Genomic DNA, 20,819 nt, shown 5'->3' on the forward strand with positions numbered 1-20,819 from the left:
TCCTCCGGAGGTCGCATGAGCGACAGTCGGCTGTGTTGAACTAGTCGCTCGCTGCGCTCGCTCATACGCCCTCCCGGTAGCTCGTCTACTCCCTTTACGGTACGCAGGAAGTCCTATGAATGCGCTAAAAGTATCCCCTCCCGGTTCCGGGAGGGGATAGCGGGGCCGGGAGGGGATACCGGTGCCGGGAGAGGGAGAGCTATTCGCCCTTCCACTGGGGCGCGCGCTTCTCGGCGAAGGCCGCGGCGCCCTCCATGGCGTCCTTGGAGCCGAACACCGGACCGACGATCGCGCCTTGCTTGGCGAACATCTCCTCCAGCGACCAGTCCTGGGACTCGATGATCACCTTCTTGGTGGCGGCGAGCGCCAGCGGGGCGTTGGCGGCGATCTTGCGCGCCAGCTCCAGCGCTCCCTCCAAGGCCGCCCCCGGCTCGGTGATCCGGTTGACCAGGCCGAGTTCGTACAGGCGGGAGGCCGGGTAGTGCTCGCCGGTCAGCGCGATCTCCATAGCCACGTGGTACGGGATCCGCCGCGGCAGCCGCATGATGCCGCCCGCCCCGGCCACCAGCCCGCGCCTGGGCTCGGGCAGCCCGAACGTGGCCTGCGACGAGGCCACGATGACGTCGCAGGCCAGCGCGAGCTCGAACCCGCCCGCGAGCGCGTACCCTTCGACGGCGGCCACGAGCGGCTTCTTCGGCGGCGCCTCGGTCACCCCACCGAACCCGCGCCCCTCGACCACCGGGAAGTCGCCGGTCAGGAAGCCCTTCAGGTCCATCCCCGCCGAGAACGTGCCCCCGGCGCCGGTCAGGACATATGCCGAAATGTCGGGACGTTCATCGAGCTCGTCCAGCGCGCCCGCGATCCCGCGCGCCACCGCCCCATTGACGGCGTTGCGCGCCTTGGGCCGGTTGATGGTAATGATCGCGACATTGCCGGACTCCTCGACGAGCACTTCGTCAGACACGGGAAGCCTTTCAACTCGGGGGTTCGCGGGGGGCGTCCCCCCGCGGGGACCTCACTTGGGCTGGAAGCGGATGCCGCCGTCGAAGCGGATGACCTCGGCGTTCATGTAGTCGTTCTCGATCAGGCTGCGCACCAGGTGCGCGAACTCGTCGGCCCGTCCCATGCGCTTGGGGAACACCACCGGCGCGACCAGCTTGGCCTTGAACTCCTCGGCGTTGGAGGAGAAGCCGTAGATCGGGGTGTCGATGATGCCGGGGCAGATCGTGTTCACGCGGACGCCGATGGCCGACAGGTCGCGGGCCGCGGGCACCGTCATGCCCACGATGCCTCCCTTGGAGGCCGAGTACGCCAACTGCCCGGTCTGCCCCTCCAGGGCCGCCACAGACGCTGTGTTGATCACCACGCCGCGCTGCCCGTCGGCGTCGGCCGGCTCCGTCTTGGCGATCGCGGCCGCCGCGATGCGCATGAGGTTGAACGTGCCGATCAGGTTGACCTCGATGACCTTGCGGTAGGTGGCCGGGTTGTGCGGCTGGCCGTCGCGGTTGACGGTACGCTCCGCCCAGCCGATGCCGGCGCTGTTGACCACCACGCGCAGCGGCTTGCCGGTGGCCACGGCCGCGTCCACGGCCGCCTGCACCTGCTCGTCGTCCGACACGTCCGTCCTGGCGAAGACGCCGCCGATCTCGTCGGCGACGCTCTTGCCGCGCTCCTCGTTGAGGTCGGCGACGACCACGGTGGCGCCGGCGCGAGCCAGCTCGCGAGCGGTGGCCTCGCCCAGGCCGCTGGCGCCGCCGGAAATGATTGCTGCAGATCCGTTCACGTCCATAGACCGGACCCTAACCCGGCGACCGAATGAAGTTCTACTCGGGGGTCGTCAAATCTCACCCACGGCGCTGTCCACGTCGGAGTAGACCTTGATCCGCCGGTCCAGCCCCGTGGTGCGGAGGATGCGTGCCACGGGCGCCTGCGGCGCCGCCAGCGACACGCCGCCGCCCTCACCGGTCGCCAGCCGCCAGGCCTCGATCAGCACCGACAGCCCGCTGGAATCCATGAATGACAGCTGCTGCAGGTCGAGCACGAGCCTGGCGCCGTCCTGCTTGATGGCATCGCGTACCTCGTCACGGAGAAACGGCGCGGTGAACAGGTCGAGCTCGCCCTCAACGGCCACCACCACGGCGTCTCCCAGGGCGTGTCGCGCAAGCCGCAGCTTCATTTGGCCCCTCCTCGATGAGCCACTGTACTTCGACATCCCCGGAAACCGGACATGCAAGACTCCGAAGATTTGATGCCTAACTTCCTCACACCGCGGGGATGGCGAACCCGTACGGGAGCTCCAGGCGGTGTGAGGCCAGCAGCTCGGTGTCCGCCAGCAGCTCGCGGGTGGGCCCGTCGGCGGCGATCACGCCGTCGGAGAGGATGAGCGAGCGCTCGCACAACTCCAGCGCGTACGGCAGGTCGTGCGTGACCATGAGCACCGTCACGTCCAGGGAACGCAGGACCTCGGCCAGCTCCCTGCGGGCGGCCGGGTCCAGGTTGGAGGAGGGCTCGTCCAGCACCAGGATCTCCGGCTCCATGGCCAGCACCGTCGCGACCGCCACCCGGCGCCGCTGGCCGAACGACAGATGGTGCGGCGGCCGGTCGATGGCCTCCAGCATGCCGACCCGCTCCAGCGCGCCCTTGACGACCCGATCCAGGTCCTCGCCCCGCACGCCCGCGTTGGCCGGGCCGAAGGCCACGTCGTCGCGGACCGTGGGCATGAAGAGCTGGTCGTCGGGGTCCTGGAAGACCAGGCCGACCCGCTGCCTGACCTCGTGGAGCGTGTCCTTGCGCACCGGGGTGCCGGCCACGGTGACAGTGCCGTGCCCTGGGGTGAGGATCCCGTTGAGGTGCATGACCAGTGTGGTCTTGCCGGCGCCGTTCGGGCCGAGCAGGGCCACCCGCTCGCCGCGGGCGATCGACAGGTCCACGCCGTACAACGCCTGCGTGCCGTCGGGGTAGGCGTAGGCGAGCTGCCTGACGTCGAGAGAATTCACAGGCCGAGTCCCAACACTGCGAGTGCCGCTGCGGGCAGAGCGAGAGCGGTGCCCCATTGGGGGACGGATGCCGACATATCATGAATTATCGGCATGCGGCCGGAGTATCCGCGGCTGAGCATCGCCAGATGCACCCGCTCGCCCCGCTCGTACGAACGAATGAACAACGCCCCGGCGGATCGCGCCAGCACGGGGATGTGCCGGAAATTTCGGGCTTCGAACCCGCGGGACTCCCGCGCCACCCGCATCCGCCGCATCTCATCCATGATCACATCCATGTACCGCAGCATGAACATGGCGATCTGGACGAGCAGGCTCGGCAGCCGCAGCCGCTGCGCCCCGATGAGGATGACCCGCGGCTCCGTGGTGGCCGCCAGCAGGATCGAGGCGGCCACCCCCAGTGTGGCCTTGGCCAGGATGTTCCAGGCAGCCCAGAGGCCGGGCACGCTCAGCGAGAGCCCCAGCACGGCGACCCGCTCCCCCAGCCCGATGACCGGGATGAGGAACGCGAACAGCACGAAGGGCACCTCGATCACCATGCGCCGCACGATGTACGTGGCCGGCACCCGCGCCGCCACCGCGACGACGCCGAGCAACACCGCGTAGGCCGCGAACGCCCAGAACCGCTCGCGCGGCGTGGCCACCACGACGACGGCGAACGCGAAGACCGCGAGCAGCTTGCACTGCGGCGGCAGCCGGTGCACGACCGAGCCGCCCGGCAGGTAGAGCTGATGGTGACGCCCGGCGCCCACCCCTCAGACCTTGACCTTGTCTCGACTCCTTGCGGCGTACGCCACCGCCCCGGCGACCAGCAGCACGAGCCCGACGCCGACGAGCCCGGCCACGCCCACGGGGATCCCGCCGACCTCACCGTAGTCGGCCAGCGCCCACCCACCGAACACGTGGTCCGTGGCCTGGCCGAGGAAGCCCTTGCTCTCGGCCACCGACTCCAGCCCGTCGGGCGAGGAGGAGGCGAAGAACGACACCACCCCGGCCAGCACCGCCGTCACCCCGAGCCCGCCGAGCAGGAACGGCCGGCCGGCGCCGCGGACAGGGGCCGGCTCGGGCTCGCCCACGGTGGTCGTCCCGTCGGCGCCGCGCAGGACCAGCGGCTTGGCCAGGCCGCGGGCGCCGTACACGAGGTCGGGCCGCACGGCGAGCACCGCGCCGACGGTCAGCGCCGTGATCACTCCCTCGCCGATGCCGATCAGCAGGTGCACACCGCCCATCGCGGCCGCCACCGCCGACACCTCGATCGGCGCGGTGCCGCCGAGCCAGAACAGCAACGTGAACACCATCGCGGAGGCCGGCACGGAGATCAGCGCGGACAGGAACGCCGCCAGCGTGATCCCGCCCTTGCCCCTGGCCAGCCCGCTGACCAGCCGGAAGACCGCCCAGCCGACCAGCACGCCGACGAGGCCCATGATCGTGATGTTGACGCCCAGCGCGGTCAGCCCGCCGTCGGCGAAGAACACGCTCTGGACGAGGAGGACCACGGCGATACACAGAACGCCGGTATAAGGCCCGACGAGTATCGCGGCCAGCGCCCCGCCCATCAGGTGGCCGCTGGTGCCCGCGGCGACGGGGAAGTTGAGCATCTGCACGGCGAACACGAAGGCGGCCACGAGCCCCGCCATGGGCGCGGTCCGGTCGTCGAGCTCCCGCCGCGCCCCGCGGAGACACACCGCGACCCCGGCCGCCGCCACCACCCCGGCTGACAGGGATGTCACCGCATTGAAGAAGCCATCGGGTACGTGCACGACCATTGCCTCCCAAGAGGACGAACAAGCGTTCCTACCTTAAGGCATCGTCTTGCACCTGCACATAGATGGCAATTAGCTCATGATCTTTTTCACGAGAGTCGCCGGTGTCAGCCGCCGTACGACCGTGCTCAGCCGCCCCTTCCCCGACGTCGCGTACGGTCGCACGCTCCGCAGCAGGGCGGCGAACCACCACCGGCGCGGCGGCGCGACCGCCCCGGCGTCGGCCTCGATCCTGAACCGCGCGGGCGGCCCGCCCAGATCGAGCTCCAGATAGGCGTCCCAGGTGCCGGGCGCGAGCTTGCCCACCGCCGGCCTGGCCGTGAACCCGCCGCCGGGCAGCGCCGTCACGGGCTCCATCAGCTCGCGGCCCGTCTGACGCTCGCGCCAGACGATCCGCCTGATCGCCGCGGCCGCCGGGGTGGTGCCGGCGACGGCGATCTCGCCGTCCACCACCAGCCGGCGCACGAGCCCCCACCTGGTCCTGATGATCCTGGCCGTGCCGGGCACCCCGACCACATGCCCGCCGACGTCGATGCTCAGGTTGCCGTTGTCCCTGGTGAAGTAGGGCAGGACCGCTCTTTTGCCGAGCAGCCTCGGCTGCGGCAGGGTGACGCCGCTGTCGCGCTCCGCGCCGAGCCTGCCGAAGCGCACGACGCCCTCGAGCTCGACCGCCACCCGCAGGTCCCAGATGCCTGAGTCGAGCCTGCTCGCCTCGACGCGGGCGGTGAACTCGCCGCCCTTGCGCTGCGCGGGCACGACCAGTTCGGAGTGCGGGGCGTACCGGGAGCGCAGCACCACGGCCACGCCGTCGTCCCTGCTGATGCCGTCGAGCCGGGCGGCGCCCGTCACCACCAGGCGGTCGCCGTCCCAGCGCAGCCCGGTCAGCCTGCGCCGCACGGTGGCGCTCTCGATGCGGGCCAGGCGCACGAGCCGGTCGATGTCGTCCAGCGCGCCCGCCCGCTGCCGGTCGATGCTGCCCAGCCGCTCGTGCACGCCCGGCGTGTACCACTCGTCGCAGAGGGCGGCGACCTCCCGCGCGATGTCCTTGCGCCGAATGTCGTCGCTCTCCAGGAACACCGCCCCGAGCTGCGCGAACGCGTCCAGCCTGAAGTGCCTGCGCAGCAGGTGGTCGCGGAGCGGGCCGGGCTCGATGTGCCTGGCCATGAGCCGGATCGGCTCCCGGATCATGGCAAGCCAGGCGAGCGGGTCCCTGCTGCTCGGCTGCTGCATGACGCTGCTGCCGTCGGGCCTTGCCACGAGGTGGTAGCAGTCGTAGTCGGCGACCACAGAGATCACGCCGGCGTGGCAGTAGGCGTGGACCGTGAAGAGGATGTCCTCGCCGATGCTCATGCCCTCGCCGAACCTGATGCGGTGGCGTTCGAGCAGGTCCCTCCTGAACAGCTTGAAACAGCACAGGCTGTTGTAGACGGCGCTATCGCCGAGCTCCGCCCGGTCGGCGTTGTGCTGGAACATTGACGCCGGCGCCCGCCTGCCGTGTCCCACGATCTTGCCGAGGACGATGTCGGAGCCGTTCCTGTCGCCCATGGCGACCATGCGTTCCAGCGCCTCTTGCCCGAGGTAGTCGTCGGCGTCACAGAAGAACACATACCGCCCGGTGGCGTGCTCGAGGCCGACGTTGCGCGGGCGGCCCGCGCCGCTGCCGCGCTCGATGCGCACCACCCGGATGCTGTCCTTGTGGTAGGCCGCGTAGAGGTCGAGCAGGTCGGCGCTGCCGTCCGTGGAGCCGTCGTCGATGACGACGATCTCCTTCTTGACCCGCTGCACGAGCACGGACGTGAGGCATCTGTCGAGGTAGTCTCGGCAGTTTTGCGCGGGGATGACGACGCTGACGTCCACCGCATCGTCATTGCCTGTCGCCGGCATCGCCACCACTCCCGGGCTACGGTCCGCTGTCGCTCCGCTTCAGTATGTGACGAACGGCCGCCGCCATGGGGCCCGATCGCATCTCTTCATCCCCGGCTTTTGCTGACACCGGATATTCACGGCATTCCGCGAATAAGCCCCGGCAAGGTCGCCAAATACCACATTCAGCCGCGACCGAACGGGCTTCAGGAAAGAGGTTTTCCCACCCGGGAGGAGAAACCTCTCCGTCAGGTGCATGGAGGTCTCCCCGAACGGCCCAGGTGATCCGCTCGCAAGGGTTGCGCGTCTACAGTTAGGCAACCTTGACCGGGAGGTGGCGGGATGGGATCGGATCTCCGCAGGCGGACGACCGAATCGGCAGTGCACACTGCTGAGTTCATCGTCTCTTCTGCTCGGCTGGCAGAGCTGCACGAGTGCTCCGCATTGCTGCGCCGTACGAGGATGCGGGCCGAAGAGATCGTCGACGAGGCCCGCTCGTTGCTGGCCGCGGCCGAGCGCCTCGGCGACGCCGACCGCATCCTGAGCCTGCGGGCCCATGTGGACCAGGCGCGCCAGGCGTACTCCAAGGTGTTGACCGCTTACGTGACGATCTGCCGCAGGATCACCGAGGAGCGGCAGGCCATCTTGCAGGCACAGATGGAACGGGATCGGCGCGCGGGGTTGTCAGGCGCCGCCTGACGGGTCTAGTGTCAGGCCATGCCTGACTGGGAAGACAAGATCCGCTGCTCCTTCTGCCACAAGAAGAGTGCGGACGTTGAGAAGGTCATTGCCGGTCCTGGAGTGCATATTTGTGACCAGTGCATCCAATTGTGCAATGACATCCTCGCGGAGGAACGACTCGTCTCCTCCACCGAGCCCCGGCTCCCCATGTGGGAGTCGATGACCGAAGAGCAAATACTCGAGCACCTTCCGAAAATCGCCGCCGTGCAGGCCCAGGTCGACGACAATCTGCGCGACTGGGTGGCGCACCTGCGCGGCAGGGACGTCAGCTGGGAGCGCATCGGGGCCTCGCTCGGCATGACCCGTCAATCGGCGTGGGAACGCTTCAGAAGCGAGAAATAGGGCGTCAACCGTTGTGACGTCTGGGGCGTCATTACGTCAGGGAGGCCCATTATGCGCGTCCTTGACGGCCTCGCGGCGCCGGGCCTGGAAGAGCTCCAGCTGGAGCTGATTCTCGTCCTCGCGCTGCAGGAAGAGGCAGAACGGCTAGCCGCCGAATGAACGGGCTCCAGCTCCCCGGCCTGCGCCGGGGAGCTGGAGCAGGGGGCCGGTTATACCCGGACCACTATCCGAGCTGGCCGCGGATGGCGCCGGCCGGGAACTTGTCGTTGTGGACGTTGACGTAGTAGAGGTGCGGCCACTTCACGATGCCGCGCAGCTCGCGGAAGGTCAGGACGACCTCGGCGTTCTTCTTGTTCTGGTGCTTGACCGCCTTGACGCAGCCGCTCGCGAAGCCCTTCACCGGGGCCTTCAGCGTGACGACGATCGGGCCTGCCACGCCCTTCTTGCCGGCGTGGATGTGAGCCGCGGTGGCCGGCCTGATCTTGCGGGCCGCGATGGCGTAGCAGAGCTTGCCGTCGCGGACCCGGTAGGCGAAGGTGCCGAAGCCGTTGCGGTCGCCCGGTCCAGGGACTTCCTGCTTGCCGGTCAGCTTGACTCGGTCGACGTGCGGATATGCGGTATCCGCACTGGCCGGCCCGGGGAGCGCGACGAGTACGGCGGCGGTGGCAGCTGTGGCGAGGGTTGCCGCTGCCAATTGTCTACGCATGGGATGAATTCCTCTCCCATCGGACTTCAGGACACCCCCCATACGACCGAGCGGAAGACGCGGTTCATGCGGGTAAGAGGAAACCCGCCCTGTGGTGACCCGGCTTTCACGATGCCGGCGTGCTCAGCCAGCCTTGCTCCTGGCGCGGAAGGCGGCCGTCTTGACGCGGTTCTGGCAGGCCGTGGAGCAGAACCTGCGGATGCCGTTGCGCGACACGTCCACATAGACCCGGTCGCAGTGCGGCGCCGTGCAGACCCCGAGGCGGTCGCTGAACTCGCTGCCCAGCACGATCGCCAGCCCGGTCGCGCAACTCGCCGCCCAGTCGCCGGCCGTGGTGCCGCCGCGGCTGTGAAAGTGCAGGTGCCATGGCTCGCCGTCGTGCTTTTCGAGCAGCGGCCTGGCACGGGTCTCCTCCAGGAGCGCGTTAACCTGCGTGGCCGCGGCGTCGATGTCGGCCGCGGCGACGGCGGCGAAGACCGTCCGCAGGCGGGCGGCGACCTCGGCCAGCTCCGCACCCTCGACCGCGGTGACCACGCGGTAGGCCGGATAGACGCTGCGCAGGCCCTCGGTGGCGGCGGCGCCGGCGTCGGCAGGCGCGGGGATGGGCCGTCCGCGCTGCTCGCCCGGGGTCAGCGCGTTCACCAGGGCGACCGCCACCCTGACCACCGCGTCCGTGTGACTGTTGTAATCCAATTGACCGGTTACACCTTCGTGTTTTACGTTGTGACTGCCAAAAGCTTAGACGACGGTCACAAGGAGATGTTCGTGCTCACTCACAATGCCGCACGGGAATGGATCGCGCGCTGGGACCGCCAGCAGGAGGGCTACCTCCCCGATCGCGAAGAGCGGTTCACCGCGTTGATCGACGCCGTGGAGGCACTGGGGCGGCCCGATCCGCTGGTCATCGACCTGGGATGCGGGCCGGGGTCGTTGTCCGCGCGGCTGCTCGATCGGCTGCCCAAGGCCACGGTCGTGTCGGTGGACGCGGATCCGCTGCTGCTCGGGCTCGGGCGGGCCGCGTATCCGCAGCTGACGTTCGTACCGGCCGATCTGCGTACGAGCGGCTGGACGCGGCTGCTCGGCCTGGACCGGCCCGCAGACGCCGCAGTCAGCACGACGGCATTGCACTGGATTTCCGGGCCTGACCTGCGCCGCGTTTATGCCGAACTGGCCGGCGTGCTGCGGCCGGGCGGACTGCTGCTCAACGGCGACCACATGGACACCGACGACGCCACGCCCGTCCTGGGGCGGCTGGAGCGCGCCGTGCATGAGCGCCAGACCGAGCGGGCCTTCGGCACGGACCGGCCGGAGGGCTGGCGGGCCTGGTGGGACGCGATTGCCGCGGATCCGGCATTCGCCGAGCTCAACCAAGAGCGCACCACGGCTGGGGCCGATCACCACGGCTCGGAGTCGCACCTGATGTCCCATCATGTCGAGGCGCTGCGGGACAGCGGCTTCACCGAGATCGGCACGTTGTGGCAGCACGGGAACAACCGGCTGCTGTGCGCCGTGCGAGGACACTGATCACGTCGGCCGCCAGATCCGCCGGCGTGATGAAGCGCGTCGTCCACGCCTCCTGCCCGGCACGGCGCACGCCAGGGGCTGGTCAGCACCGTGCGCCACGCGTACCCGCCCCGACCTGTAGGACCGTTCCCCATGGAGCAGGGCAGAGGCTGTCGCCCACGCCTGTGCAAACCACACGGTGTCGGCCGCGAAGGCCGCCGTGGCCGCGGCGGCCGGGAGATACCTCTTCCCAGCGGCGCGTCTTGCTGGTGGAGTGGACAGAGTGAGCAGAGGGCATCGCGCGGTGCCGCACATGGCCGGCATCGTCATGGAGGCGTGGGCGGACACCCGGGAGGAGTGCCTGGCAGAGACGGTGCAGGCGTTGGTGGAGAACTTCGCCGACGTGGGCGACGCCGTCCCGGACCACAGCGTCGTGTTCGTCTCGGCGGAGGAGACCGACGAGGCACTGCTCATCGGTGTGCTGGACGAGACCATCCACCAGGTGGAGGCGTACGACCGGGTGGCGGTGGACGTGTCCGTGGACGAGCGCACCAAGGCCACCAAGGGGCAGGTCGAGGTGCGGCTGGCCACCGTGCCGGTCGCCGCGGTGAACCGGGTGGGCTCGATACCCAAGGCGGTCGCCGTCTACCACCTGCGCTTCGGCAAGACCGAGGGCCTGTGGCGGGCTCACGTGAATGTCGATTTGTGAATTCTGATGAAATGTAGGTTACGAGGCGTGTGTCCTATTCCTCCCAGCTCTCGGTCCCAGCAAGCTAGGGCCGTTCCCCACATCCTGGGAGGGTTCGCAATGCTCAGGCGTACGCCCCTGTTCGGCAAGAAGACCCGCATCACCTTCACCTTGCCCGCACACCAGCCCGACGGCATCGTCAGCGTCGTCGGCGACTTCAACGACTGGTCGCCCGGTCACCACGAGCTCCTGCCGCGCCGCAACGGCATGCGCACCGTGTCAGTGATCCTCCCGCCGGGGATCCACTATTTCCGTTATCTGGCGACCGGTGGCGTGTGGTTCGACGATGACACGGCCGACCACATCGACCAGCACGGCAGCATGCTTCACCTCTGACCCGGGTCGAGGTCGCTGCGACCAGATCAGAGGGCCGCTCAGCGTCGATCCGCTCGCGCGGCCGCAACGTCTGAGGAAGCAAGGCCGTTCACCGGTGTCATGGCTGCTCGAGGCGCAGGAAGGTGACCCCCTGGGCCGCCGCGCGGGCGCCGAGGACGTGGCCATCGCACATCCTCGTCTCCGTCCCGGCCCGGTCGATCACCTTCCACGTCACCGGCTCCTTGCACGGTTCGCCGGGCCGGCTGTAGTTCCAGGTGCGGCGGCACACCCGGCACGTGGAGACGCCTGCGCTGGAGGAGAGGGTGTTGCCGTGTTCGGGGCAGACGCTCCACGGCAGGCCGCACGGCTGGGCCTGGATCCTGGCCAGGTCTGTGGCCGCGCGCTGCAGGTCCTCGGCGCCTCGGGCCAGCCAGTTGGCGGCCTGCCCCGCCACCGCGAGGTGCTCGCGTTCCGGCGATCCGTTCGGGGCACTGTCGCAGAGTGCCCGAACCTCGGCGGTCAGCGCCTCGGCCCGGCTCGCGAGGGCGCGCAGGTGCGCGGGAGTGACGGTCATGCAGGCTCCCATCTCCGCAGGGACTGGATGCTGATCTGGACCCTACGTCGCCTCCGGCGCAACCGGACCGATGGGAGATCCGGTTCCTCAGCCAGTTACGGATCCGCACTCAGGACGGACGCGGGGCGCGGCGGTCTCGCCCTCCACGACGTAGCCGAAGGCGGGGCCGGGGTGGCGGTGCGGCGGCGTCCCGGGGTCGCCGGGCGGGTACTCGATGACCACGGTCGTCACGTGCGCCCCCGTCCGGGATGAAGGGCGGCTCGGCCTCCTGCAGCACGATGTGCGGGCGCGGCTACCGGGCGGCGGTCTTGAGCCAGTCGCGGTATCGGATCTGGCCGAAGGTGGCGCCCTCACCGGGCACCAGCGTGCGCTCGCCCGGCACGCTGCCGAAGTAGCGGGCCTGCGGGTCGGTGACCACCTCGCGGGGGTCGCCCCAGGCAGCCAGGGCTTCGCGGAAGAACTCGTCCATCCGGAACTGCTCGGGCCCGGCCACCTCCACCCGGCCGTTCAGCGGCGTCCCCACCGCGACCCGGCCGACCGCCTGCGCGACGTCGTCTCCCGCGATGGGCTGGAAGCGCACCGGCGCGATGTGCACCTTGCCGTCGATCGTGGCCTCGTCCGCGATGCCGCGGGCGAACTCGAAGAACTGCGTCGCGTGCACGAGCGAGAACGGGATGGACGACTTCTCGATCAACTGCTCCTGGACGATCTTCGCCGCGAAGTAGCCGTTGTCCGGCATCCGCTCCGTTCCCACGACCGACAGCGCGACGTGGTGACCGACGCCCGCCGCCGCCTCTGCGGCCAGCAGATTGCGGGTGGAGGTCTCGAAGAACTCCATCACCGCGGCCGGCTCGAACGACGGCGAGTTCGACACGTCGACCACCACCTGTGCGCCCGCCAGCACCTCGGCCAGCCCTTCGCCGGTGAGGGTGTTGACGCCGGTGTTCGGCGACGCCGCCACCGCCTCGTGACCGTGCTCTCCCAGCTTCGTCACGAGCTTCGACCCGATCAGGCCGGTACCACCGATAACCACGATCTTCATGATGAGCCTTTCTGCCTCGCCGGGGCACTTGGTTGCCGGCCGGTCGCCAGCTACGACCGGGCAGCCTCCCGATCTGTGACAGCCTCAGCGAAATCTTTTCTTGGAGCTTCTCTTCGGCCTCCCTCCCCCGGCTCGTCTCTTCTCGCGCACGCCTGCAAGCAAAGGACTCACCTGGGGGCCTCCGGCCGGCGACCGCTCCGATTGGCGCGAAGATTGCCGGGGCGAAGCCGGGCGCCGCGGCGGTGCGCGGCGCTCCCGTCTACGACGAGGACGAGCTGGTAGCCGTGCTTGAAAGCCCTCAGGAGCCGCTCGTGGCGGCAGGGGCGGAGCCGATGAGCTTGAGCGGCTCGATCCTGCCCATGAGCACAAGGTAGTTGAACGCCCCCACCAGGGCGACCACCCCGATCACCAACAGCGGCACGACGAACGACCCCGTGGCGTCCACCAGCGCGCCCACCACGATCGGCGTGATGATTCCGGCGAAGTTGGACGCGAAGTTCTGTACCCCGCCGAGAGATCCGACGTGCCTGGAACTGGGCGCGACATCGGCGGGGAGCGACCAGATGCCGGTGCCGGCGACGGTGAGGCTGCCGTACGAGATCGACAGGAGCGTCAGCGCCATCCACGCCTCCGGGACCAGCGCGGCGAACATGATCACCGACCCGCCGACGAGCCCGCCGACGATGACCGTCTTGCGTACCCGGGTGACCGAGGCGCCCCTGCGGATGGCCCGATCGGCCAGGAGGCCTCCGGCCCAGCCGGACAGCACCGCGAACAGGCCGGGGATGGCCCCGAAGAAGCCCAGCTTCAGCAGGGAGAAGCCGCGCTCGGTCACCAGGTACGACGGGAAGAAGGTGATGAAGAAATAGATGACGCTGTTCAGGCAGAAGAAGCCGAACATCATGCTCAGGACCGTGCGGTAGCGGAACAGCGACCGCCACGGGATCCGCGCGGCCTCCTCGCCGTCGGTCTCCGCCGTACGGGCGCCGCCGCCCTCGATGTACTCGACCTCGGCCGCGCTCGCACCGGAGTGCTGCCGCGGGTCCCGGTAGTACTTCCACCAGACGAGCGCCCAGACGACCCCGACCGCGCCGATGACGACGAACACGGCGCGCCAGTGCAGCCACGCGATGAGACCGGTCACGACGGGGAGCGCGATGACCGCGCCGACTCTGGAGCCCGAGTCCCAGATGCTGGTGGCGAAGGCGCGTTCCCTGGTCGGGAACCAGGTCGCCACGACCTTGGCCGCGGTGCTTGGGGCCGGGCTCTCACCGACGCCGAGCAGGAAACGGAGCGTGATGAGGGACCAGAAGCCGCGGGCGAGCCCGGTCAGCGCGGTGAAGATCGACCACCACACCGCGGCGAGGAAGAAGGAGCGCCGCGGCCCGACCTTGTCCACGTACCAGCCGGCGACGAGCTGGCAGGCGTCGTAAGCCCAGAAGAACGCCGCGAAGACCAGCCCCTGCTGCGTCGCGGTCAGGTGGAAATCCTCCCCCATGAACGGCAGCGCGACGCTGAGACTCGCACGGTCGAGGTAATTGATCGACAGTCCGGCGAACGCCAGCCAGATGATCGTCCATCGGATCCTGGTCGTCCCCGTGCGTGACCTGACCGGCTGGGGATGCGCTTGCGTCATCGCGACGCCCTCCTTCGTGCGGGGGAGCAGCCGCCGGAATGCCCTGACGAATGACTTGACAAACCCGGACGGCTTTCCGGAATCATCTGATGAATCATGTGTTACGTCAAGGTTTCACCAGGAAAGTTGCGGATAACAGGCAGTCGTTCTGCACGATTGATCTGATGATTGACTTCTGATACGGCCGCGCGCGCTGGCGTTGGCTTTAAACTGGTCAGATGACTACCCGCGAGCCGCGCGCATCGCAATCCGACATCGTGGTCGAGGGCATCAAGCACATGATCATCAACGGTGCGCTGACGGCGGGATCCCGCCTTCCCGTGGAGAAGGACCTGGCCGCCCAGCTGGGCGTGTCACGCAGCTCGCTCCGCGAAGGGGTCCGCGCGCTGGTCATCACCGGAGTGCTGGAGACCCGGCAGGGCGATGGCACTTACGTGACCGCGCTCGACCCGGGGATACTGCTGAGCCCGATCGGTTTCCTGGTCGACCTGCACCGGCCGGAAAACGTCGCCGACCTGCAGTCCGTGCGGCGTGTGCTGGAGACCGAGGCCGTGGCGCGGGCCGCGCTGCGCATCACCGACGAGGAGCTCGACCGGGCCGAGCAGATCCTGGCGTCCATGGAGCTGCTACTCCAGGCCGAGCTGATCGACCACGAGGCGGTCATGAACGCCGACATCACGTTCCACCGCCTCATCGCCGCGGCGTCACACAACACGACCTTGGAAGCGCTGATCGAGGCGCTGGCCAGCCGTACCGTGCGGGCCCGCCTGTGGCGGGCCATCAACGCCGACGGAGCCGAGCTCGACACCCACAAGGAGCATCAGGCCATCCTCCAGGCGCTCAGGACACGGGATCCCGATGCGGCCCGGCTGCGGATGGGGGTGCACCTGCTCGCCGTGGAGCAATATCTGTCGGCGAATCAGGACTCCGTGGCCCTGGCCCAGTAGTCGCCGTCGGGGAAGGAGAACGTCGCCAGCGTGGCGTCGTACATCTGGGCGCTGTAGCCGGGGCGGGCCGGCAGCGTGTAGGCGCCGTTCTTGACGACGCAGGGGTCGACGAAGTGCTCGTGCAGGTGGTCGACGTATTCCGTCACCCTGCCCTCGAGCGAGCCCGACACGGCGACGTAGTCGAAGATCGACAGATGCTGCACCAGTTCGCAGAGGCCGACGCCGCCGGCATGCGGGCACACCGGCACGCCGAACTTCTTGGCCATCAGATAGACCGCGAGAATCTCGTTGACGCTGGCGAGCCTGGCGGAGTCGAGCTGGCAGAAGTCGATGGCCTCGGCCTGGAACATCTGCTTGAACAGGACCCGGTTCATCCCGTGCTCGCCGGTGGCCACGCCGATGGGCGCGACGGCCTTGCGGATCGCGGCGTGGCCGAGGATGTCGTCGGGGCTGGTGGGTTCCTCGATCCACAGCGGCTCGAACTCGGCGAGCGCGCGTACCCACTCGATCGCCTGCGGCACGTCCCAGACCTGGTTGGCGTCGATCATCAGGCTGGCGTCGGAGCCGATGACCTCGCGGGCGATGCGCAACCGGCGGATGTCGTCGTCGAGGCTGGCGCCGACCTTCAGCTTCACGTGCTTGTATCCGGCCTCGACGGCTTCCTGGCAGAGCCGCCGCAGCTTCTCGTCGGAGTATCCGAGCCAGCCCGCGCTGGTCGTGTAGCACGGGTAGCCGGTCGCGGCCAGCTCGGCGACGCGGTCGGCGCGGGTCGGCTCCAGCTCCTTCAGCAGCTCTACCGCCTCGTCGCGGGTGAGCACGTCCGACAGGTACGACAGGTCGGCGACGTCGGCCAGCTCCTCCGAGGTCATGTCGGTCAGCAACCGCCACAGCGGCTTGCCGGCGACGCGGGCCGCCAGGTCCCACACGGCGTTCATGACGGCGGCCATGGCGAGGTGTTCGACGCCCTTCTCCGGCCCCAGCCAGCGCAGTTGCGAGTCTGACTTTAGGTGACGGTAGACGCCGCCCAGGTCCGCCACCACGTCCTCCACGGCCATGCCGATCAGAGGAAGTCCACGCTGCTTGGCGGCGAGCACGCAGATGTCGTTGCCCCTGCCGATCGTGAACGTGAAGCCGAAGCCGGACAGATCCGGGTCATCGGTCCTGATCACGACGTAGGCGGCCGAGTAGTCGCCGTCCTTGTTCATCGCGTCGGAGCCGTCCAGGCTCAGCGACGTCGGGAAGCGTACGTCGAAGGCGTCCACGCCGATGATCGCGGTCATTCACTCTCCAGCGGAGCTCGTACGGTGCGTCACAATCTGTGACATCAGATCAGCTGCCGCCAGGATACATCTGATGAATATCCCTGCAAAGGTGGAGAGAGTCCGGCAAATCCGGAGAGAATCACATCTTTCATCTGATGTCTGTTGTGTATGCTGCTGCCGGAACACCAGAGCGATGGGAGCCCGAACGGTGCTAACCGCCAATTACCTGGGGAATCAGAAGATCGGCATCCGTGAGGCGGATCCGTCGCCCCCGAAGGCCAGCCAGGTGCAGATCGAGGTCGCGTACACCGGAATCTGCGGCACGGACCTGCACATCCTCCACGGACACATGGACGGCAGGGTCAAGCCGCCCGCCATCATCGGCCACGAGATGAGCGGAGTCATCGCCGCCGTGGGCGACGGAGTGACCGGGTGGGCCGCCGGCGACCACGTCACCGTCATGCCGCTGGACTGGGACGGCTCCTGTCCCGCGTGCCGTGCGGGCAACCAGCACATCTGCCAGAACCTCGTCTTCGTCGGCATCGACTCCCCCGGCGCGCTCCAGGGCCTGTGGAACGTCCCGGCCGATCTCCTGGTCCCTCTGCCCAAGACCCTCCGCCTGGACCACGCGGCCCTGGTCGAGCCCGTGGCGGTCGCCGTCCACGACGTACGGCGAGCCGAGCTCGTGCCGGGCGACCGCGCGGTGGTCGTCGGCGGCGGCCCCATCGGCGTGCTCATCGCCACGGTCGCCAGGCACGAGGGCGCGGACGTCGTGGTCGTCGAGATAGACCCGCGACGCAGGCAGGCCGCCGCGGCCATGGGGTTCCGCGTGCTCGATCCCTCGGCCACCGACCAGGTCGCGTGGGTCGAGGAATGGACGCAGGGAGCCGGCGCGGACGTGGCGTTCGAGGTGTCCGGCGCGGCGGCGGCGGTGCTGGGCGTGACGAACCTCGTGAAGGTACGGGGCACGGTCGTCGTGGTGGCCATCCATCCGCAGCCGCGGCCGGTCGACCTGCAACGTGTCTTCTGGCGCGAGCTGCGCCTGCTGGGCGCGCGCGTCTACCAGCGCGCCGACTTCGAACGCGCCGTCGAGCTGCTCGCCACGGGCGTGATCCCGGCCGGCGAGCTGATCACGGAGATCGTGCCGATCACCGGGACGGCGGACGCCTTCGCCGCCCTGGAGTCGGGGCAGGCCATGAAGATCCTCGTGAACGTCTCTGGGGGTACGGCATGAGCCGCGAGCTCTTCGACCTGACCGGGAGCACGGCCGTCGTGACGGGCGCACGCCGCGGCATCGGCCTGGCCATCGCCGAGGCGCTGGCCAGGGCGGGCGCCGACATCATCGGCGTCAGCGCGGCCATGGAGCCGTCGGGCAGCGAGGCGGCACGCCGCGTGGAAGCGACGGGACGGACTTTCACGCCACTCCAGGCCGACTTCTCCGACCGGGCGGCCGTCAGCGCGCTCGCCGCCCACCTCGAGGGGCTCGGCGTCGACATCCTGGTGAACAACGCCGGCACCATCGAGCGGGAGCCCGCCGCCCAGCACCCGATCGAGCTGTGGGACCGGGTCATCGAGACCAACCTCAACAGCCAGTTCGTGCTCAGCCAGGCCGTCGGCCGGTCGATGATCGAGCGAGGGCACGGCAAGATCATATTTATCGCGTCGCTGCTGAGCTTCCAGGGCGGCATCAACGTGCCCGGCTACACCGCTTCCAAGTCGGCGCTCGCGGGCCTGACGAAGGCGCTGGCCAACGAGTGGATGCCGAAGGGCGTGAACGTCAACGCCATCGCCCCCGGCTACATCGCCACGGACAACACGCAGGCGTTGCGGGAGGATCCGGAACGCAGCAGGTCCCTCCTGGAGCGCATCCCGGCCGGCCGGTGGGGGGCGGCGAGCGACCTCGGCGGCGCCGCGGTGTTCCTGGCCAGCCGCGCCTCCGACTACATCTCCGGCATCGTGCTGCCCGTGGACGGCGGCTGGCTCGCCCGCTGACGTCCACGCCGCGTTGCTGGTCTTGTCGGCTGAAGAACCGCTCTGCCGGCAGATGGGAAGATCTGAAGGTCGTACCCGCTCAACGGAAGAGAACCCTCGGCATGGCCGTCATCCACCACACCACCCTCAAGCCGACCAAGCTGGAACTTCTCACCTCCTGGCTCCCCTCCCGGCCGTGGTACCTCGGCGGCTCGGGCGAACCAGAACTGGGCAAGGCCGGCGGCTTCCGGCTGGACGACCCGCAGGGTGAGGTCGGGATCGAGTTCATGGTGGTCACCGACACCTCCAGCACTCACCCGACCAGCTACCTGGTGCCGCTCACCTATCGCGGCGCCCCACTCGCCGGGGCGGAGCACGCCCTCGTCGGCACCATGGAGCACGGGGTGCTGGGGCGGCGCTGGGCCTACGACGGCTGCCAGGACCCGGTGCTGGTCGCCCAATTGCTGGCCTTGATCGAGGGCCGCGTCCAGGCCCAGGACCAAAACACCAGCGACATCCCCGACCGGGAGGTCACCCGCTCCTACATCGGTGACGACCTCGCCGCCACGGATTTCACCACCACTGCCACCGACGACCACGAGGGCACCGAGCTGCCTGCACCGAACGGTACGGCCCTCCGCTTGCACCGGGTCCTGCGTCCCGCCCTAGACAACGCGCCTCTCCCCCCACCGGAAGCGACCGGCCACGTCGCCGGCTCCTGGCACCTGCCGGATGGCACCCGCGCGCGGGGGCTGTTCGTTGTCTTGCACAGCGGCCCTCGTACCTAGATCTCAGCGAGGGGCGACCTCGTCGAGGCCCTCCCGGGCGGCAGCCGGGAATGAGCGTGCCCCACGAGAGCCGCGATCCCCTGCAGGCCGACGGCGCTACGCTGCTGGGTCATGCAGGAGACGCGCCTCGACACTGCTCGGATCCGGGCGGCTCGCCGGTTAATCGACCCGATTTTCCTCGACACGCCGCTGTACCGCTGCGAGGCGCTGGAGCCCGACCTCGGGTGCACGGTGAGCATCAAGCTCGAAACGGCGAACCCGGTCCGCAGCTTCAAGGCCCGCGGCACCGAGGTGGTCGCGAGCCTGCTCGCCGACAATGGCTCGCGAGCCGTGGTGTGCGCCAGTGCGGGCAACCTTGGCCAAGCCCTCGCTTGGTCCGGTCGCGGCCGGGGGCTCGACGTCACCGTCGTGGCATCCCGCTTCGCGCCCGCGGCGAAGCTTGATCGCATCCGCGCATTGGACGCCAGGTTGGAACTGGTGGACGGCGACTTCGACCTGGCTCGCGAGCGGGCGGCGGCCGTCGCGCGGCACGACGGCATCCGGCTGGTCGAAGACAGCCTGGACATCGAGACCTGCGAGGGCGCGGCGACCATCGGCCTGGAACTGGTGGACACCCTGCCGTCCTTCGACGCCGTCCTGATCGCTCTCGGCGGCGGGGCGCTGGCCACCGGTGTGGGTCATGTGGTGAAGTCCTGGGCGCCCGAAGTCGAGGTGATCTGCATCCAGCCGCTGGGCGCACCGGCGATGACACACTCGTGGCGCCAACGGCGCGTCGTCACCACCGACTCGACCAACACCATCGCTGACGGCGTCGCCGGCCGGCGTCCCATCCCGGCCGTCCTGGACGACCTCCTCCTGGTCGCTGACGACGCCGTCCTGGTCCAGGAGGCGTCGATCATCGCCGGTATGCGGATGCTCCTCGACCACGCCGGCCTGGTCGTCGAACCATCGGCCGCGCTCGGCATCGCGGCGATCCTCGAAGACCGTGACCGCTTCGCCGGCCGACACGTAGTCACCATCGTGTGCGGCAGCAACGTCGACGTAGACGCCTACCACCGCTGGGTCGGTGCGGCTCCCCTCCACAGGTCCTGACCATTGCCTGCGCCACGAGGCGCTTTGCTATATCCCCTGTCCAGCAGGGAGAGATTGGAGGTGTATCTCTGGGCCTAATGACTTACCGGAGCCCGAAAGGGTGAAAGGGAAAATAGCATGTCAGGAAACCAGCGGTCGCGCCCAGACGTATGGGGCGAGGCGCTGGGAAGGCCCGCGTGATATGGCGAAAGCTGGATTGCCTGAACCCCAATCTCCAGAAGGCGCAATCAAACGCCCGTCGGAAAGACGTCTGAAACCGACGCCATCTCGTGCGGCGAGTTGAGCAATTGCTCGCTGCAACCTCCCGGGATGGAGCGATGTCCAGTCAGGGCATTCAAGGAGATGAGTGGGGCGCCTACGTCACGCTCGATACGTATAGCAAGGACGAACGTGGGATCGCCTACGGGGCGCGAGCTCTATGGCGACACAGTGCCCGTAGTAGTCGCAGGGGTCACGACCTGCCGGGGAGGACGGGAAGGCCGTCCACAGGGCGAAGGGGCACAGGTGATCGGACACCAACTGACCAGGAG

Annotated in this window: 24 protein-coding genes; 10 read left to right on the forward strand and 14 right to left on the reverse strand. The window is 68.9% G+C overall.

Going from position 1 to position 20,819, the window contains the following annotated elements; all coding sequences use genetic code 11:
* Window positions 1-199: 199 nt before the first annotated feature.
* The 7 genes from OHA25_RS01230 to OHA25_RS01260 all read right to left on the reverse strand — a co-directional run bounded on the left by OHA25_RS01230 (window position 200) and on the right by OHA25_RS01260 (window position 6,643).
* Window positions 200-964 carry a crotonase/enoyl-CoA hydratase family protein gene (locus OHA25_RS01230; RefSeq protein ID WP_327585795.1) on the reverse strand — a complete coding sequence of 255 codons (765 nt, stop codon included), beginning with the start codon at window positions 962-964 and terminating at the stop codon, window positions 200-202.
* A 51-nt stretch (window positions 965-1,015) separates the two neighbouring features.
* A complete protein-coding gene (locus OHA25_RS01235) occupies window positions 1,016-1,789 on the reverse strand; it encodes an SDR family NAD(P)-dependent oxidoreductase (RefSeq protein ID WP_305915053.1) in 774 nt (257 codons plus the stop codon).
* Window positions 1,790-1,837: 48 nt separating this feature from the next.
* Window positions 1,838-2,176: an STAS domain-containing protein gene (locus OHA25_RS01240; protein ID WP_090946873.1), complete on the reverse strand. Its 339-nt coding sequence runs from the start codon at window positions 2,174-2,176 to the stop codon at window positions 1,838-1,840.
* Window positions 2,177-2,261: 85 nt separating this feature from the next.
* Window positions 2,262-2,996, reverse strand: coding sequence for an energy-coupling factor ABC transporter ATP-binding protein (locus OHA25_RS01245; protein ID WP_327585796.1), 735 nt, complete (start codon window positions 2,994-2,996; stop codon window positions 2,262-2,264).
* The gene (gene cbiQ / locus OHA25_RS01250) at window positions 2,993-3,748 is read right to left on the reverse strand and encodes a cobalt ECF transporter T component CbiQ (RefSeq protein ID WP_327585797.1); all 756 of its coding nucleotides are present in this window, start codon (window positions 3,746-3,748) and stop codon (window positions 2,993-2,995) included. Before cbiQ ends, OHA25_RS01245 begins: the two co-directional genes overlap by 4 nt.
* Window positions 3,749-3,751: 3 nt before the next feature.
* Complete coding sequence (locus OHA25_RS01255; protein WP_327585798.1) at window positions 3,752-4,756, reverse strand: energy-coupling factor ABC transporter permease; 1,005 nt, start codon at window positions 4,754-4,756, stop codon at window positions 3,752-3,754.
* Between the two features lie 75 nt (window positions 4,757-4,831).
* Window positions 4,832-6,643 carry a glycosyltransferase family 2 protein gene (locus OHA25_RS01260; protein WP_327585799.1) on the reverse strand — a complete coding sequence of 604 codons (1,812 nt, stop codon included), beginning with the start codon at window positions 6,641-6,643 and terminating at the stop codon, window positions 4,832-4,834.
* Between the two features lie 321 nt (window positions 6,644-6,964).
* On the opposite strand from OHA25_RS01260, the gene OHA25_RS01265 reads away from it, so the two are divergent.
* Both OHA25_RS01265 and OHA25_RS01270 read left to right on the forward strand, forming a co-directional pair.
* Complete coding sequence (locus OHA25_RS01265) at window positions 6,965-7,321, forward strand: hypothetical protein (protein ID WP_305915048.1); 357 nt, start codon at window positions 6,965-6,967, stop codon at window positions 7,319-7,321.
* An 18-nt stretch (window positions 7,322-7,339) separates the two neighbouring features.
* Entirely contained in the window at window positions 7,340-7,705 is a 366-nt protein-coding gene (locus OHA25_RS01270; protein WP_327585800.1) for a ClpX C4-type zinc finger protein, read from the forward strand.
* Window positions 7,706-7,928: 223 nt separating this feature from the next.
* Here the strand turns inward: OHA25_RS01270 and OHA25_RS01275 are convergent, their stop codons facing one another.
* Both OHA25_RS01275 and OHA25_RS01280 read right to left on the reverse strand, forming a co-directional pair.
* On the reverse strand, window positions 7,929-8,411 hold the full coding sequence (locus OHA25_RS01275; RefSeq protein ID WP_327585801.1) for a CHRD domain-containing protein: 483 nt from the start codon (window positions 8,409-8,411) through the stop codon (window positions 7,929-7,931).
* A 123-nt stretch (window positions 8,412-8,534) separates the two neighbouring features.
* The gene (locus tag OHA25_RS01280; RefSeq protein WP_327585802.1) at window positions 8,535-9,104 is read right to left on the reverse strand and encodes a CGNR zinc finger domain-containing protein; all 570 of its coding nucleotides are present in this window, start codon (window positions 9,102-9,104) and stop codon (window positions 8,535-8,537) included.
* Window positions 9,105-9,176: 72 nt separating this feature from the next.
* Between OHA25_RS01280 and OHA25_RS01285 the strand changes: the two genes are divergently transcribed.
* From OHA25_RS01285 to OHA25_RS01295, 3 genes are all read left to right on the forward strand, one after another.
* Window positions 9,177-9,935 (forward strand): class I SAM-dependent methyltransferase, encoded by a 759-nt coding sequence (locus OHA25_RS01285; protein ID WP_327585803.1) that lies wholly within the window; start codon window positions 9,177-9,179, stop codon window positions 9,933-9,935.
* A 262-nt stretch (window positions 9,936-10,197) separates the two neighbouring features.
* On the forward strand, window positions 10,198-10,623 hold the full coding sequence (locus tag OHA25_RS01290; protein WP_327585804.1) for an archease: 426 nt from the start codon (window positions 10,198-10,200) through the stop codon (window positions 10,621-10,623).
* A 99-nt stretch (window positions 10,624-10,722) separates the two neighbouring features.
* Window positions 10,723-10,998 carry an isoamylase early set domain-containing protein gene (locus OHA25_RS01295; protein WP_327585805.1) on the forward strand — a complete coding sequence of 92 codons (276 nt, stop codon included), beginning with the start codon at window positions 10,723-10,725 and terminating at the stop codon, window positions 10,996-10,998.
* A gap of 97 nt (window positions 10,999-11,095) precedes the next feature.
* On the opposite strand, the gene OHA25_RS01300 is transcribed toward OHA25_RS01295, so the two are convergent.
* The 4 genes from OHA25_RS01300 to OHA25_RS01315 all read right to left on the reverse strand — a co-directional run bounded on the left by OHA25_RS01300 (window position 11,096) and on the right by OHA25_RS01315 (window position 14,229).
* Window positions 11,096-11,551 carry a hypothetical protein gene (locus tag OHA25_RS01300; protein ID WP_327585806.1) on the reverse strand — a complete coding sequence of 152 codons (456 nt, stop codon included), beginning with the start codon at window positions 11,549-11,551 and terminating at the stop codon, window positions 11,096-11,098.
* Between the two features lie 87 nt (window positions 11,552-11,638).
* Entirely contained in the window at window positions 11,639-11,782 is a 144-nt protein-coding gene (locus OHA25_RS01305; RefSeq protein ID WP_327585807.1) for a cupin domain-containing protein, read from the reverse strand.
* A gap of 61 nt (window positions 11,783-11,843) precedes the next feature.
* Window positions 11,844-12,593 (reverse strand): SDR family oxidoreductase, encoded by a 750-nt coding sequence (locus tag OHA25_RS01310; RefSeq protein WP_327585808.1) that lies wholly within the window; start codon window positions 12,591-12,593, stop codon window positions 11,844-11,846.
* 298 nt (window positions 12,594-12,891) lie between these two features.
* The gene (locus OHA25_RS01315) at window positions 12,892-14,229 is read right to left on the reverse strand and encodes an MFS transporter (protein ID WP_327585809.1); all 1,338 of its coding nucleotides are present in this window, start codon (window positions 14,227-14,229) and stop codon (window positions 12,892-12,894) included.
* Window positions 14,230-14,447: 218 nt separating this feature from the next.
* On the opposite strand from OHA25_RS01315, the gene OHA25_RS01320 reads away from it, so the two are divergent.
* Entirely contained in the window at window positions 14,448-15,176 is a 729-nt protein-coding gene (locus OHA25_RS01320) for a FadR/GntR family transcriptional regulator (protein ID WP_327585810.1), read from the forward strand.
* Here OHA25_RS01320 and OHA25_RS01325 read toward each other — a convergent pair.
* Window positions 15,149-16,456 (reverse strand): L-fuconate dehydratase, encoded by a 1,308-nt coding sequence (locus OHA25_RS01325; RefSeq protein WP_327585811.1) that lies wholly within the window; start codon window positions 16,454-16,456, stop codon window positions 15,149-15,151. The genes OHA25_RS01320 and OHA25_RS01325 overlap by 28 nt on opposite strands.
* A 190-nt stretch (window positions 16,457-16,646) precedes the next feature.
* Here OHA25_RS01325 and OHA25_RS01330 point away from each other — a divergent pair, with 190 nt between their 5' ends.
* From OHA25_RS01330 to OHA25_RS01345, 4 genes are all read left to right on the forward strand, one after another.
* Window positions 16,647-17,672 (forward strand): zinc-dependent alcohol dehydrogenase, encoded by a 1,026-nt coding sequence (locus OHA25_RS01330; protein WP_327585812.1) that lies wholly within the window; start codon window positions 16,647-16,649, stop codon window positions 17,670-17,672.
* On the forward strand, window positions 17,669-18,430 hold the full coding sequence (locus OHA25_RS01335) for an SDR family oxidoreductase (RefSeq protein WP_327585813.1): 762 nt from the start codon (window positions 17,669-17,671) through the stop codon (window positions 18,428-18,430). The genes OHA25_RS01330 and OHA25_RS01335 overlap by 4 nt, the downstream gene beginning before the upstream one ends.
* Before the next feature lie 101 nt (window positions 18,431-18,531).
* Window positions 18,532-19,197 (forward strand): maltokinase N-terminal cap-like domain-containing protein, encoded by a 666-nt coding sequence (locus OHA25_RS01340; protein ID WP_327585814.1) that lies wholly within the window; start codon window positions 18,532-18,534, stop codon window positions 19,195-19,197.
* Window positions 19,198-19,308: 111 nt separating this feature from the next.
* On the forward strand, window positions 19,309-20,289 hold the full coding sequence (locus OHA25_RS01345) for a threonine ammonia-lyase (RefSeq protein WP_327585815.1): 981 nt from the start codon (window positions 19,309-19,311) through the stop codon (window positions 20,287-20,289).
* Window positions 20,290-20,819 lie beyond the last annotated feature (530 nt).

The sequence above is a fragment of the Nonomuraea sp. NBC_00507 genome (assembly GCF_036013525.1).
Taxonomy (GTDB): Bacteria; Actinomycetota; Actinomycetes; order Streptosporangiales; family Streptosporangiaceae; genus Nonomuraea.

Coding starts and splice junctions, on each gene's coding strand:
- OHA25_RS01235 (WP_305915053.1), bottom strand. CDS start 1,789: ATGGACGTGAACGGATCTGCAGCAATCATTTCCGGCGGCGCCAGCGGC.
- OHA25_RS01240 (WP_090946873.1), bottom strand. CDS start 2,176: ATGAAGCTGCGGCTTGCGCGACACGCCCTGGGAGACGCCGTGGTGGTG.
- OHA25_RS01260 (WP_327585799.1), bottom strand. CDS start 6,643: ATGCCGGCGACAGGCAATGACGATGCGGTGGACGTCAGCGTCGTCATC.
- OHA25_RS01265 (WP_305915048.1), top strand. CDS start 6,965: ATGGGATCGGATCTCCGCAGGCGGACGACCGAATCGGCAGTGCACACT.
- OHA25_RS01270 (WP_327585800.1), top strand. CDS start 7,340: ATGCCTGACTGGGAAGACAAGATCCGCTGCTCCTTCTGCCACAAGAAG.
- OHA25_RS01275 (WP_327585801.1), bottom strand. CDS start 8,411: ATGCGTAGACAATTGGCAGCGGCAACCCTCGCCACAGCTGCCACCGCC.
- OHA25_RS01295 (WP_327585805.1), top strand. CDS start 10,723: ATGCTCAGGCGTACGCCCCTGTTCGGCAAGAAGACCCGCATCACCTTC.
- OHA25_RS01300 (WP_327585806.1), bottom strand. CDS start 11,551: ATGACCGTCACTCCCGCGCACCTGCGCGCCCTCGCGAGCCGGGCCGAG.
- OHA25_RS01310 (WP_327585808.1), bottom strand. CDS start 12,593: ATGAAGATCGTGGTTATCGGTGGTACCGGCCTGATCGGGTCGAAGCTC.
- OHA25_RS01315 (WP_327585809.1), bottom strand. CDS start 14,229: ATGACGCAAGCGCATCCCCAGCCGGTCAGGTCACGCACGGGGACGACC.
- OHA25_RS01320 (WP_327585810.1), top strand. CDS start 14,448: ATGACTACCCGCGAGCCGCGCGCATCGCAATCCGACATCGTGGTCGAG.
- OHA25_RS01325 (WP_327585811.1), bottom strand. CDS start 16,456: ATGACCGCGATCATCGGCGTGGACGCCTTCGACGTACGCTTCCCGACG.
- OHA25_RS01335 (WP_327585813.1), top strand. CDS start 17,669: ATGAGCCGCGAGCTCTTCGACCTGACCGGGAGCACGGCCGTCGTGACG.
- OHA25_RS01340 (WP_327585814.1), top strand. CDS start 18,532: ATGGCCGTCATCCACCACACCACCCTCAAGCCGACCAAGCTGGAACTT.
- OHA25_RS01345 (WP_327585815.1), top strand. CDS start 19,309: ATGCAGGAGACGCGCCTCGACACTGCTCGGATCCGGGCGGCTCGCCGG.